This window comes from Azospirillum brasilense, assembly GCF_005222205.1.
Lineage (GTDB): Bacteria > Pseudomonadota > Alphaproteobacteria > Azospirillales > Azospirillaceae > Azospirillum > Azospirillum brasilense_G.
The window spans coordinates 1,990,251-2,003,684 of record NZ_CP032345.1; the positions used below are offsets into that span (position 1 = coordinate 1,990,251).

A 13,434-nucleotide genomic window follows, 5' to 3' on the forward strand; every position below is an offset into this window, starting at 1 on the left:
TGTCGGAAAACCGATGGGGGGCGACTTGGTTCCGGGGAGGTCGTGATTCCGATTCTTTCGGCACCCGTAAGTGGCAGCGGGATCCATCGGACAGCATCCGGGAACGCATCGCATCCCGAATGGTTGACCGGACGGGGGTAAGCCGAAGCGGGACCACGAAGCAGAGAGCCATAAACAGAGAGGGTCTACGATGGGAGTCGAACTCACGGCCGAACGACGGCTGTTGTCCGAGAAGGAATTCGAGCAGGTCCGCCGCAGCCATTACCCGGAGCTGGAGGGCCTGCCGCCCGATGAGACCCTGACGCTCGCCCGCTGGCTGCGCGGGGAGCGCGACCGGGCGCGCGACATCATCGCGGCGCGCCGCCGCGGACGGCGGGGCAAGGCCAGCGGCACCGGCCAGCAATCGGCCGACGCCAGCGAGCGCGGTCTGTCCGCCAAGAAGCAGGTCTACGCGCGGGCGCTGAAGCGGGTAAACGGGCGGCTGGAGCGGTTCCGCGCCGAGCGGCGGCGGGAGATCATCCAGGCCAACCTTCAGGACGCCCTGAAGCGCAGGAAGGAGGCGGAGCCCCAGCACCCGACCCCCGGGCGCACCCCCCGCAAGGGCATGCGCCCGATCCCCAGCGGGCGCCGGACTGTCGAAACCGATCCGCGCGAGATCGGGCGGGTGTCGCAGTTCGTGAAGGACGCCCAGGCGCGCCGGGATTCCTGAGCGCCCTGTCCATGAGAGGGGCGGTGGGCGTCAGCCCGCCGCCTCCAGCGCCCGGATCGCCTCGGCCATGGCGACGAGGCGCCGGGCGTTCTCGACGTGCAGGTTCTCCACCAGCCGCCCTTCCACCAGCACCACCCCCTTGCCCTGGGCGACCGCCTCGGCGTGGGCCTGGATGATGCGGTGGGCGTGAGCGACCTCGTCCTCGCTCGGCGCGAAGGCGGCGTTGCAGGCGGCGATGGTCTTGGGGTGGATCAGCGTCTTGCCGTCGAAGCCAAGCTCCCGCCCCTGGACGCAGGAGTCGGCGAAGCCCGCCTCGTCGTTCAGGTCGAGATGCACCCCGTCGAGGATGGCGAGGCCGTAGGCCCGCGCCGCCAGCAGGCAGAGGCCCAGGCTGGTCAGCATCGGCAGACGGTCGCGCGTGTGCGCCGCGTGCAGGTCCTTGGCGAGGTCGGAGGTGCCCATCACCAGCCCGCCCAGCTTCGGGCTGGCCCCGGCGATCTCCTTGGCGTTGAGCATGCCGAGCGGCGTCTCCATCATGCACCAGATGGTTTGCCCCTCCGGCGAGCCGTTGGCGCGCAGCACCGCCTCGGCCTGGCGGACCATGTCGGGGCTCTCCACCTTCGGCAGCAGCACCGCGTCGGCGCCGCTGGAGGCCGCCATCACGAGGTCGTCGTAGCCCCAGGGGGTGTTCAGCCCGTTGGTGCGGACCACCAGCTCCCGCCCGCCATAGCCGCTCGCGGCGATGGACGCCTTGATGGTGGCGCGGGCCTCCGCCTTGGCGTCGGGGGCGACGGCGTCCTCCAGGTCGAGGATCAGCCCGTCGGCGGGCAGGCTGCGGCCCTTCTCCAGGGCGCGGGCGTTGGAGCCGGGCATGTAGAGCACGCTGCGGCGCGGGCGGGCGGTGGCGGCCATGGCATTCCCTCAAGCGGTCTTGTGTCGTTGCCGCAGGATTAGCCGCCGGAGCGCGGGCTGTCCATGCGGTGCGTAGGGCTGGTCTGCATGGAAACATCCCCAGCGTGTGGCGCGGACGGTTTAGGATGCGCCCCCAACCTTTCGGATCGTCCGCCCATGAAGACCGTCATTTCGATCCAGTCCCACGTCGCGTACGGCTATGTCGGCAACCGGGCCGCGGTGTTCCCGCTGCAACGGCTGGGCTGCGACGCCATCGCGGTGAACACGGTGCAGTTCTCCAACCACACCGGCTACGGCGAATGGACCGGCCAGGTCTTCACGGCGGAGCATGTGGCCGACCTGATGGACGGAATCGCCGCGCGCGGCGTCCTGCCCACCTGCGACGCTCTGCTCTCCGGCTACATGGGCGACGTCGGGCTGGGACAGGTGATCGTCGAGACGGCGGCCCGGCTGAAGGCCGCCAACCCGCGCGCCGTCTACGCCTGCGACCCGGTGATGGGCGACGTCGGGCGCGGCTTCTTCGTGCGCCCCGGCCTGCCGGAGTTCATCCGCGACCATGCCGTCCCCGCCGCCGACCTGATGACCCCCAACCAGTTCGAGCTGGAGTATCTGACCGGCCGGACGGTGGAAACGCTGGACGACGCGCTGGCCGCCACCGCCGCCCTGCGGGAGCGCGGCCCGCGGCTGGTCCTGGTGACCAGCCTGACCCGCAAGGACGCCGACCCCGGCCACATCGAGATGCTGGCCGACGACCGCGACGGCGCGTGGCTGGTCTCGACCCCGCGACTGCCGCTGGACCCGCCGCCCAACGGGTCGGGCGATGCGGTGGCCGCGCTGTTCCTGGCCCATTACCTGAAGGCCTTCGACCCGGCCGAAGCGCTGGAGCAGGCGGCGGCGGCCATCTACGCCATCTTCCAGACCACCCGCCGGATGGGCACGCGGGAGCTGCAACTGATCGCGGCGCAGGACGAGTTCGTGAACCCCAGCCAGCGCTTCACGGTCACCCGCGTCCGGTAAGCCCCTTACGACCACGCGCCCAAGAGACGGCGCGCACAGAGGAACGACATGCGGATTTGCGTCTATGCCGGGTCCAACCCCGGCACCAACCCGGCCTATGGCGAGGCCGCGGAGCAGCTTGGCCGCCACATGGCGGAACGTGGCATCGGCCTCGTCTACGGCGGCGGGCGGACCGGCCTGATGGGTCGGATCGCCGACTCGGTCCTGGCGGCGGGCGGCACGGTCACCGGCATCATCCCGCAATTCCTGATGGACAAGGAGGTCGGCCACCAGGGCCTGCAGGAGCTGCGGGTCGTCTCCACCATGCATGAGCGCAAGGCCCTGATGGCCGAGCTGTCGGACGGCTTCATCGCGCTGCCCGGCGGCATCGGCACGCTGGAGGAGCTGTTCGAGGTGTGGACCTGGGCGCAGCTCGGCCGCCACGACAAGCCCTGCGGCCTGCTCAACGCTTCCGGCTTCTACGATGGCTTGGCCGGTTTCCTCGACCATGTGGCGGGGGAACGCTTCATGCAGCCCAAGCACCGCGACATGCTGATCGTCCGCGACACCGCGCCGGGCATCCTGGACGCCTTCGCCGCCTACGAGCCGCCGGCGGTGCGGAAGTGGCTGGACGAGGCCCGCACCTGACCCGGCAGGTCTTCAGGGCTCGAAGAGCTTCTTCATCAGGGCGTTCCAGTCGCGCTTGAACTGGGTGCCGAAGTCCACCTCGGCGACCGCGTTGCCGCGGCCGGCGGGGCGGACGATCGCCGCGGCCTGGGAATCGGGTTGCGCTTTCGCCTTGCGCTGGACGGTGACGACCCGCTTCTTCGGGGGCGGGTCGGGCTTGCGGGCGGGCAGGGGTGCCGCGGTGACCGTGACGGCGGGCGCCGCCCCGGTCTGCGAATTCCGGGAAAAGGCGTCCTTGCACCAGCCGCTGTCGCGCGCCTGGGTCAGCGCGTCCCCGTCGAGCAGCCAGCAGTCGACGCTGCCCGCCCCGGCGGCGGGAGCGGGCTGGATCGGTGCCGTCAGAAAAAGCGCCAGCGTCAGTGCACCGCACTGGGACCGCCAAGGCATGCTTCGCCCTCTCCCTCACCGTTGGACCGACGTTCAGCAATACAACGTCGGGCGCCCCTTTATCTGCGGCGCGAAACGGGAGTAGGACGGCATCGCCGTGGTAACACGGGCGGGGGCGCGGCGATCCGGCCCCTCAGGTCAGGTGCTGCTGGCGCAGGTAGTCCTCGGACTGCATCTCCATCAGGCGGCTGACCGTGCGTTCGAATTCGAAGGCGTGGGTGCCCTCGGGGTACAGCCGTTCCGGCGGGCCTTCGGCGGCGACCACGAGGTTGACCTTGTGCTCGTAGAGCGCGTCGATCAGCGTCATGAAGCGCTTGGCCTCGTTGCGCAGCTCGTCCTTCATCGTCGGCACGCCGTGGATCAGCACGGTGTGGAAGTGCGTCGCGATGGCGATGTAGTCGGCCGCACCCAGCGGCTTGCCGCACAGGCTCCAGAAATCCACCAGCGCGACGCATTTGGCGGCGCAGGCGATGTCCACCTTCCGGCCCTGGACCGACAGATGGGTCGGTTCGCCCCGGGCGCCGTCGGTCAGCGTCTCGAAGGTCTGGCGGATCCTGGCGTCGCTTTCCGGGCCGAGCGGCCAGAAATAGACGGGCTTGCCCTGGAGCCGGTCCAGCCGGTAGTCGGTCGGCCCTTCCAGCGCCAGAACGTCGAGCTTTTCCTTGAGCAGGGCGATGAAGGGCAGGAACAGCTCGCGCTGCAGCCCGTCCTTGTAGAGCATGTCCGGCGGCCAGTTGGAGGTCGCGACCACCACCACGCCCAGGTCGAACAGGCTGGTGAACAGCCGGCCCAGGATCATCGCGTCCACGACGTTGGTGACGTGGAACTCGTCGAAGCAGAGCAGCCACGCCTCGTCGGCCAGCGCGCGGGCCAGCTCGGGCAGAGCGTCGTCGGCGTCCTTGCCCTTGCTCTTGCCCGACTGGCGGTGCTGGTGGATGCGCTCGTGCACCTCCAGCATGAATTCGTGGAAATGGACGCGGCGCTTCTTCTCCACCGGGGCGGTGTCGAAGAACAGGTCCATCAGCATCGACTTGCCGCGCCCGACGCCGCCGTACATGTAGAGGCCCTGCGGCGCCTCCGCCGGTTCGGAGCGCGGACGGCCCAGCCCGAACCGCTCCAGCCAGCCGGCCTTCGCCCCGCCGGCCTTCCCGGCCGGCTGCGGGCTGTAGCCCTTCAACGCCTTGTAGAGGCTCTGGAGCTTCTCGGCGGCCAGCTCCTGGTCGGGGTCGGGGCGCAGCGTCCCGGTGCCGCGGCGGGCCCGGTAGAGCGAAAGCGGTCCGTCAGACATGGAATTCGCGGGTCTCGGCAGGGAAAGGTCTTACGTAGCCGATGCGTCCCCGCGGGGCAACGCCCGATGCCGGGATGCAGATGCGCTCAGGCGATCACCACGCGGTTGCGGCCCTGGCGCTTGGCCTCGTAGAGCGCGGCGTCGGCCCGGCGGACGGTGTGTTCGTAATCCGGGTGCCCCTCGTGCAGGGCCGCCCCGATCGAAGCGGTGACCCGCAGCCCGTTCCCGGCGCCGTGAAAACGGTGCTCCTCGACCGTTCGGCGCAGTTGGTCGGCCTTCACGCGCAGCGACGCCTCGTCCATCTCGGTCAGCAGGATGAGGAACTCCTCCCCGCCGTAGCGGAAGACGAAATCGCCGGCCCGGACGTGGGTGTGCAGCAGTTCGGCCATGTCCGACAGGACGGAGTCGCCCGCCTGGTGGCCCAGCGTGTCGTTGATCGTCTTGAAATGGTCGGCGTCCATCAGCAGCACGGCGAAGGGCTTGCCGTGACGCAGGCTGATGGCGACCTCGCGCTGGAAGATCGCCGGCATGAAGCGCCGCGTCAGCAGGCGGGTCAGCGGGTCGCGCCCGCTTTCGATCTCCATCGCCTTCTCGATGATGGTGCCGAGGACGTAGGCGATCTCCGTGACGTCGTTGTTCAGCTCCTTCACGAAGGCGGGTGTGATCCAGCCGCCCTCCACCGCCGCGGTCACCTTGGCGCTGATGCGGGTGGTGCGGTTGCGGATGAGGTCCAGCTCGGTGACGCGGCCGAAGGTCAGCTCCGCCTTGTGGTTCAGCCACAGGCCGAAATCGGAGGATTCGATGGGCGGCGGGCTTGCGTGGTTGCGGTCCTCATGCGCGTAGAAGGACACCACCGTGTTGCGCAGCCAATCGAACAGCGACGATTTCAGCCGCTCGCCCTCCAGCGCAAGATTGGGGCCGCTCATGAACATCTTCAGCGACTGCTGGTGGCGGACGTTGCCCAGCAGGTCGCCCAGATAGGCCTCGTGCATGTTGTCCAGCACGGTGTCCAGCAACTCGCCGACGAACAGGATGGCGGACGCGGTCTGGGCGCGGCTGAGGTCGGCGGCCAGCAGCCGGGCGGACAGCTCCTTCTTGACGATCCGCATCCCGGCGTTGACCAGGGTCAGCGGGATGTTGATGCGGGCGTGGATCAGCCCGACTTGGTAATTCTGCTCCAGCACCGTCGCGATGGCCTCGTCGGTGGAGGCGGTGAAGAGCGCCGTGATCCAGCGCGCCAGCGACGGGCGCAGCCGTTCCTGGACCAGGGTGTGGCTGAGGAAGGTGTTGCTGTCCGGGCGCTCGAGCAGGATCGCGTAGAAGACGCCCGAGATCGCCTCGGCCTCGGCGAGCGCGATGGCCGTCACGCGCTCGCGCACGGCGGGTTCGGTGTCCGCCCACAGCGACGACAGCGTGGCGGCGAGGATCGCGGCCTTGCGGTCTTTCTGGCTGTCCATCGTCCCTGTTCCTTTGCGCAACCGCCCCCGACCCCTGTGAATTCTTAACGCCCGGAGACCGTCAGGCAAAGCGACAATCGCTCGTGCGGCTGGTCGGGTTCATTGATGCATTAAGGTTAAACTTCCATTATGGTTTTCGCGTGAGATTGGCGGTGGCCGGGGACGGCACCGTCTTACGTTGGGCATGCCACGCGGGCGGTCCCTCAACGGCCCCGTTGTACTGCGTGCGGAGAGTTTTTCACAGCCATGGCCAGCCGCAATCCGGTTCGCGACACGACCTTGCCGCCCTCCGGAACGGGGGCCGCCGGACCGACCCCCTCCGGATTGGGGGAGCGGCTGTTCGAGGTGCTGGGGTCGGTGCGCTTCCTGATGAGGGCGTCGGGCGTGGCCTTCATCGTCGTGGTCAACGCGATGATCGCCTACGGCGTCTGGCAGCGCCACGCCGAGGCCATCGAGGGGGCCGAGCGGTCGACCCGCAACCTCGCCCGCATCCTGGAGGAGCAGGCCGTCCGCACGGTGTTCAGCGTGGACCTGCTGCTGTCCGATCTGGTCACCGTCCTGGACACCCACCCGCAGGCGCGCACCGTGGCGGCGCCGTCGGTGAACGCCCTTCTGCGCAACCGCCGCGACGCCATCGGCCCGGTTTCCGGACTGGTCGTGGTGGACGAGCAGGGCCGTGTGCTGCACCATTCCGCCGACAGCAGCCCGCCGGCCTTCGACCTGACCAACCGGCCCTATTTCGCGGTCCACCGGGAAGAGGGCGCGTCGGACGGCGGGCTTCACGTCGGCGCGCCGATCGCCAGCATCGCCTTCCCCGGCACCTACGTCATCCCGATGAGCCGCCGCTGGTCCCACCCGGACGGGAGCTTCGCCGGGGTGGTGGTCGCCATGATCAACCCGCTGCGGCTGGGGGCCGGCTTCGAGGGGTTGCGGCTGGGGCTGGAGGGCACGGTCACCCTGGCGCTGGCCGACGGCACGGTGCTGATCCACCGTCCCTGGGACGAGGGCCGCCGGCGCCTCGCCACGCTGGCCGAATGGCCGGAGGTCGACGCCGCGCTGCGCACCCGGGACGCGGCGACGCTGGACAGCGTGCTGCCCACCGACGGGCGCCCCAGCGTCGCCAGCGTCCGCCGCGTCGCCGATTATCCCTTCACCGTCGCCGCCACCCTGCCGAAGGCCGAAGCGCTGGGCGAATGGAAGCGCGACAGCGCGGTGTGGATCGCCATGGGCCTCGCCATGTCCGTGGTGATCGCCTTGCTGACCTGGTACGTGGAGCGGCAGCAGTCCCGGCGGGAGCAGGACCAGAACCGGCTGGAGCGCGCCTCCCGCCGCATCCGCGGCATCCTGGAATCCATGGTGGACGCGGTGGTCACCATCGACTCCCGCGGCATCATCGAGACCTTCAACCCCGCGGCCGAGCGCATGTTCGGCTATGCCGAGGCGGAGGTGGTGGGGCAGAGCGTCAACATCCTGCTGCCGGAGGGTTTCCGCGTCGGCCACGACCGCTCGATGGCCGAGTATCGGCCGAACGCCGGCTCGCGCATCATCGGCAACGATCGCGAGGTCCTGGCGCTGCGCCGCGACGGCAGCACCTTCCCGATAAATCTGGCGGTCAGCGCGTTGCGGCTGGGCGGACCGGACGGAGAGGGTGGTCCGGGCGATGCCGGCGGCGCGGTGCGGCGCGTCTTCGTCGGCGTCATCCGCGACGTCACCAAGCGCCGGCAGCAGGAGGCCGAACTGCTCGCCTCCAAGAGTCAGGCGGAGATGGCCAACCGCGCCAAGTCCGAGTTCCTGGCCAACATGAGCCACGAGCTGCGCACGCCGCTGAACGCCATCATCGGCTTCTCGGAAATCCTCGACAGCGAATTCTTCGGCGCGTTGAACGAGCGCCAGAAGTCCTGCGCCAAGGACATCCACGACAGCGGCAAGCATCTGCTGGACATCGTGAACGCCGTGCTCGACATGTCGAAGATCGAGGCGGGCCGCTACGAACTGTCCGAAGAGGTGATCGACCCCTGCGAGGCGGTGGCCCAGTGCCTGACCATGGTCCGCGACCGCGCCGCCGACAATGGGGTGGACCTGCGCAACGGCGTGTCCGGCGGCCTTCCCGCCGTCTGGGTGGACCGCCGCGCCTTCAAGCAGGTGCTGCTGAACCTGCTGTCCAACGCGGTGAAGTTCACGCCCGACGGCGGCAGCGTCACTCTGGCCGCCCGCGTCGAGGAGGACGGCGCCCTTGCCCTCTCGGTGGCCGACACCGGCATCGGCATCCCGAAGGAATTCATGGAGCATCTGTTCCAGCCCTTCCGGCAGGCCGACAACTCGGCCAGCCGCCAGTTCGAGGGCACCGGGCTGGGGCTGTCGATCTCCAAGAACTTCATGGAGCTGCACGGCGGCTCTTTGACTTGCGACAGCACGCTCGGCGCTGGGACTACCATGACCCTGCGCCTGCCCGCCGAGCGGGTGATGAAGCCGGAGGACACCGCCGTGAGGATCGCGGCGGCGCTGGTGTGATGGACGTTCGACGGTGTGACGGCAAAAAATAAGGCGCCTTGCGGCGCCTTTCTTCAGGTTCCGGAGGCTTTCGTCCCCGGCGTTCGGGTGCGGGAGGACACGGCCTCCCGCAGTCCCTTCATGCTTCTCAGACGTCCAGCAGCAGGCGCCGCGGGTCCTCGATGTTTTCCTTGATGCGGACGAGGAAGGTCACCGCCTCCTTGCCGTCGATGATGCGGTGGTCGTAGGACAGGGCCAGATACATCATCGGGCGGATCTCGATCTTCCCGTTCACGACGACCGGACGCTCCTGGGTCTTGTGCATGCCCAGGATGGCCGACTGCGGCGGGTTGATGATCGGGGTGGACATCAGCGAGCCGTAGACGCCGCCGTTGGAGATCGTGAAGGTGCCGCCGGTCAGCTCGTCCATCGACAGCTTGCCGTCGCGGCCCTTCTTGCCCAGCTCGCCGATCTTGCCCTCGATCTGGGCGAAGCCGAGCTTGTCGGCGTCGCGGACGATCGGAACCACCAGACCCTGCGGCGTGCCGACGGCGACGCCGATGTCGTAATAGTTCTTATAGACGAGGTCGGTGCCGTCGATCTCGGCGTTGACCGCCGGGATTTCCTTCAGCGCCTGGATGGCCGCCTTCACGAAGAAGGACATGAAGCCGAGACGCACCTTGTGGCGCTTCTCGAAGAAGTCCTTGTACTCGTTGCGCAGCGCCATGACGTTGGTCATGTCCACCTCGTTGAAGGTGGTCAGCATGGCGGCGCTGTTCTGGGCCTCCTTCAGACGCTCGGCGATGCGCTGGCGCAGACGGGTCATGCGGACCCGCTCCTCCTGCGCGGCGCGCGGACGGTCGCCCGCGGTGCCGGCGGTCCACTGGTACTTCTGCGGCGCGGCGGCCGGAGCGGCGGCGGGGGCCGCGGCCGGCTTGGCGGCGTGGTCGATCACGTCGCCCTTGGTGATGCGCCCGTCCTTGCCCGTGCCGGCGATCTGCGCGGCGTCGAGGCCCTTCTCGGCGACCAGCTTGCGGGCGGCCGGGCCGGCGTCGGCCAGGGCGGCGTTGCCCGCCGGGGCCGGAGCGGCGGCCGGGGCAGCCGCCGGAGCCGGAGCGGCGACGGGAGCGGCGGCCTTGGCCGGGGCGGCCACGGCGGCGCCGGCCTCGCCCAGCACGCCCAGCAGGGCGCCGACGCCGACGTTGGCGCCGTCGGCGGCGACGATCTCCGCCAGCGTGCCGGCGGTCGGGGCGTTCACCTCAAGCGTGACCTTGTCGGTCTCCAGCTCGACCAGCGCCTCGTCGGCGGCGACCGCGTCGCCGACCTTCTTCAGCCAGCGGGCAACGGTCGCCTCGGAGACGGACTCGCCCAGGGTGGGGACCTTGATTTCGGTAGCCATAAGTTCCTCTCGTACTTTCTTGTTCTACGCCTGGGCGTCGAGTCAGCGGATGACGAGCGCGTCTTCCAGAAGCTTCGCCTGCTCCTGGTTGTGACGCTTGAGCAGGCCGGTGGCCGGCGACGCGGAGGCCGGACGGCCGACGTAGCTGGGGCGCGAGGCCTTGTGCTCGATCGAGGTGAGGGCGCCTTCCAGACGGCGGTCGACGAAGGCCCAGTAGCCCTGGTTCTCCGGCTCCTCCTGGCACCACACCACCTCGGCGTTCGGGTAGCGGGCGAACTCCTCGGTCAGGGCGGAGCGGGGGAACGGGTAGAGCTGCTCCAGCCGGACCAGCGCCACGTCCTTGATGCCGCGCGCGGTGCGCTCCTGCAGCAGGTCGTAATAGACCTTGCCGGTGCAGACCACGATGCGGCGGATCTGATCGTTCGGCAGCAGGTCGGTCGCCGTCTCGCCGAGCACGCGGCGGAAGTTCGTGCCCTCGGCCAGCTCCGACAGGCTGGAGATGCACAGCTTGTGGCGCAGCAGCGACTTCGGCGTGAACAGCACCAGCGGCTTGCGGAAGGGGCGGCGCATCTGGCGGCGGAAGGCGTGGAACAGGTTCGCCGGGGTCGTCAGGTTGCAGATCTGCCAGTTGTCCTCGGCGGACATCTGCAGGAAGCGTTCCGGACGGGCCGAGGAGTGCTCCGGACCCTGGCCCTCGTAGCCGTGCGGCAGCAGCAGCACGAGGCCGGACATGCGCAGCCACTTCGATTCGCCCGACGAGAGGAACTGGTCGATGATGGTCTGGGCGGTGTTGGCGAAGTCGCCGAACTGGGCTTCCCACAGGGTCAGGCTGTGCGGCTCGGCCAGCGAGTAGCCGTATTCGAAGCCGACGACCGCGGCCTCGGACAGCGGGCTGTCATGGACCTCGAACGGGCCCTGGTCGGGGCGCAGGTGGTTCAGCGGGATGTACTTGTTCTCGTTGTTCTGGTCGTACATCACCGCGTGGCGGTGCGAGAAGGTGCCGCGGCCCGAGTCCTGGCCCGACAGGCGGACGCCGTTGCCCTCGACCAGCAGCGTGCCGTAGGCCAGCGCTTCGGCGGTCGCCCAGTCGATGCCCTCGCCGGTCTCCAGCGACTTCTTCTTGGCCTCAAGCTGGCGGGCGATCTTCGAGTTGATCGCGAAGTCCTTCGGATACTCGCAGAGCTTGTTGCCGACCTCGCGCAGCACGTCGATCGCCACGCCGGTGTTGCCCTTGCGCTCGTCGTCGGTCTTCGCGGCCTCCAGGCCCGACCACTTGCCTTCCAGCCAGTCGGCCTTGTTCGGCTTGAAGGAGTTGGCGGCCTCGAACTCACCCTCCAGCTTCTTCATGAAGTCCTGGATCATCTGATCGGACTCGGCCTGGGTGAGGACGTTCTCCTCGACGAGCTGCTTGCCGTACAGCTCCCGCGTGGTCCCGTGGGCGCGGATCTTCTTGTACATCAGCGGCTGGGTGAAGCCCGGCTCGTCGCCCTCGTTGTGGCCGTGGCGGCGGTAGCAGACCATGTCGATCACCACGTCCCGCTTGAACTTCTGGCGGAACTCGGCGGCGATGCGGCTGATGTGGACGACGGACTCGGGGTCATCGCCGTTGACGTGGAAGATCGGCGCCTGGACCATCTTCGCCATGTCCGAGCAGTAGACGCCGGACCGCGAATAGGTCGGGTTCGTGGTGAAGCCGATCTGGTTGTTGATGATGAAGTGCACGGTGCCGCCGGTGCGGTAGCCGCGCAGCTCCGACAGGCCCAGCGTCTCGGCCACGATGCCCTGGCCGGCGAAGGCGGCGTCGCCGTGGATCAGCACGCCCATGACCTGCTCGCGCTCCAGGTCGTTGCGCTGCGCCTGCTTGGCGCGCACCTTGCCCAGCACGACCGGGTTGACCCATTCCAGGTGGGACGGGTTGGCGGTCAGCGACAGGTGGACGATGTTGCCGTTGAAGTCGCGGTCCGACGAGGTGCCGAGATGGTACTTCACGTCGCCCGAGCCCTGGACGTCCTGCGGGCTGGACGGGTTGCCCTGGAACTCCGAGAAGACCGCGGCGAAGGGCTTGCCCATGAAGTTGGTCAGCACGTTCAGACGGCCGCGGTGGGCCATGCCGACGACGACTTCCTTGAGGCCGAGCTGGCCGCCGCGCTTCAGGATCTGCTCCAGCGCGGGGATCATCGACTCGCCGCCCTCAAGGCCGAAGCGCTTGGTGCCGGTGTACTTGAGCTGCAGGAACTTCTCGAAGCCCTCGGCGGCGATCAGGCGCTCGTAGATGGCGCGCTTGCCGTTCACCGTGAAGTCGGTGTGGTTGCGCCCGCCCTCGATGCGCTCCTGGATCCAGGCCTTCTCTTCCGGGTCCTGGATGTGCATGAACTCGACGCCGATGTTCCCGCAGTAGGTCTTCTGCAGGATCTCCAGGATCTGGCGCAGCGACGCCGTCTCCAGGCCCAGCGAGTAGTTCAGGAAAATCGGCCGGTCCATGTCGCCCGGGCCGAAGCCGTAGGTCGCCGGATCGAGTTCCGGGTGCGGCTCGCGCTTCTCAAGACCCAGCGGGTCGAAATGCGCGTTCATGTGGCCGCGCACGCGGTAGACGCGGATGAGCATCAGCGCGCGGATGCTGTCGAGCGTCGCGGCGCGCAGCTGCTGGTGGCTGATGCCGCCATAGACCTGCTGGGCGTGGGCGACGAGGCCGGCGTTGCCGTTGGTGGCGGCCGGGGCGCCGACGCTTTCCAGCGAGGCGGCGATGGGGTCGAGCGCGCCGTTGGCGAGCGTGCCCTCCTCCAGGCTCCAGGACGGGCCGTTCAGCTCGTTCAGGACGGCGCGGGAGTCGTCGTCCAGCTCCCTGAAGAAGCCGTTCCAGCTCGAATCCACCGAGGAGGGGTCCTTCAGGAAGCGCGCGTACAACTCCGCGACATATTCGGCGTTCGAGCCGAACAGGAACGAGGTCTTCTCCAGATTAGCGGACATATGTTTGCCTCGGGCGTTTGCCCGGTTCCCTCAGAGAGTTTTTTTGCTTGTCGCGGGGCTCCGGGCGGCCCCGGATCTCCGGGAGGAGACACGGGGCCGCCGGTCCTTCGGCAATGGGCGGGAATATGGGGTCCCGCCCACG

Annotated in this window: 10 protein-coding genes; 4 read left to right on the plus strand and 6 right to left on the minus strand. The window is 68.8% G+C overall.

Annotated features, from left to right (window positions below; all coding sequences use genetic code 11):
• Nucleotides 1–190: 190 nt before the first annotated feature.
• A complete protein-coding gene (locus D3869_RS09620) occupies nt 191–709 on the plus strand; it encodes a hypothetical protein (protein WP_137139863.1) in 519 nt (172 codons plus the stop codon).
• Nucleotides 710–739: 30 nt separating this feature from the next.
• Here D3869_RS09620 and D3869_RS09625 read toward each other — a convergent pair whose 3' ends face one another.
• Nucleotides 740–1,621, minus strand: coding sequence for an HpcH/HpaI aldolase/citrate lyase family protein (locus D3869_RS09625; protein WP_137139864.1), 882 nt, complete (start codon nt 1,619–1,621; stop codon nt 740–742).
• Nucleotides 1,622–1,777: 156 nt separating this feature from the next.
• Here D3869_RS09625 and pdxY point away from each other — a divergent pair, with 156 nt between their 5' ends.
• Nucleotides 1,778–2,638, plus strand: a complete 861-nt coding sequence (pdxY, locus tag D3869_RS09630) for a pyridoxal kinase PdxY (RefSeq protein ID WP_137139865.1) — start codon at nt 1,778–1,780, stop codon at nt 2,636–2,638.
• 48 nt (nt 2,639–2,686) lie between these two features.
• Nucleotides 2,687–3,265 carry a TIGR00730 family Rossman fold protein gene (locus D3869_RS09635; protein ID WP_137139866.1) on the plus strand — a complete coding sequence of 193 codons (579 nt, stop codon included), beginning with the start codon at nt 2,687–2,689 and terminating at the stop codon, nt 3,263–3,265.
• Between the two features lie 12 nt (nt 3,266–3,277).
• On the opposite strand, the gene D3869_RS09640 is transcribed toward D3869_RS09635, so the two are convergent.
• The 3 genes from D3869_RS09640 to D3869_RS09650 form a co-directional block, all read right to left on the minus strand.
• Nucleotides 3,278–3,691 (minus strand): hypothetical protein, encoded by a 414-nt coding sequence (locus D3869_RS09640; protein WP_137139867.1) that lies wholly within the window; start codon nt 3,689–3,691, stop codon nt 3,278–3,280.
• Between the two features lie 133 nt (nt 3,692–3,824).
• The gene (gene zapE / locus D3869_RS09645) at nt 3,825–4,979 is read right to left on the minus strand and encodes a cell division protein ZapE (protein ID WP_137139868.1); all 1,155 of its coding nucleotides are present in this window, start codon (nt 4,977–4,979) and stop codon (nt 3,825–3,827) included.
• Between the two features lie 86 nt (nt 4,980–5,065).
• A complete protein-coding gene (locus tag D3869_RS09650) occupies nt 5,066–6,436 on the minus strand; it encodes a diguanylate cyclase (RefSeq protein WP_137139869.1) in 1,371 nt (456 codons plus the stop codon).
• 246 nt (nt 6,437–6,682) lie between these two features.
• Here D3869_RS09650 and D3869_RS09655 point away from each other — a divergent pair, with 246 nt between their 5' ends.
• Nucleotides 6,683–8,947, plus strand: a complete 2,265-nt coding sequence (locus D3869_RS09655) for an ATP-binding protein (protein ID WP_137139870.1) — start codon at nt 6,683–6,685, stop codon at nt 8,945–8,947.
• A 127-nt stretch (nt 8,948–9,074) separates the two neighbouring features.
• Here D3869_RS09655 and odhB read toward each other — a convergent pair whose 3' ends face one another.
• Both odhB and D3869_RS09665 read right to left on the minus strand, forming a co-directional pair.
• Nucleotides 9,075–10,325, minus strand: coding sequence for a 2-oxoglutarate dehydrogenase complex dihydrolipoyllysine-residue succinyltransferase (odhB, locus tag D3869_RS09660; protein ID WP_137139871.1), 1,251 nt, complete (start codon nt 10,323–10,325; stop codon nt 9,075–9,077).
• Between the two features lie 42 nt (nt 10,326–10,367).
• The gene (locus D3869_RS09665; protein ID WP_137139872.1) at nt 10,368–13,292 is read right to left on the minus strand and encodes a 2-oxoglutarate dehydrogenase E1 component; all 2,925 of its coding nucleotides are present in this window, start codon (nt 13,290–13,292) and stop codon (nt 10,368–10,370) included.
• Between the last annotated feature and the right edge of the window lie 142 nt (nt 13,293–13,434).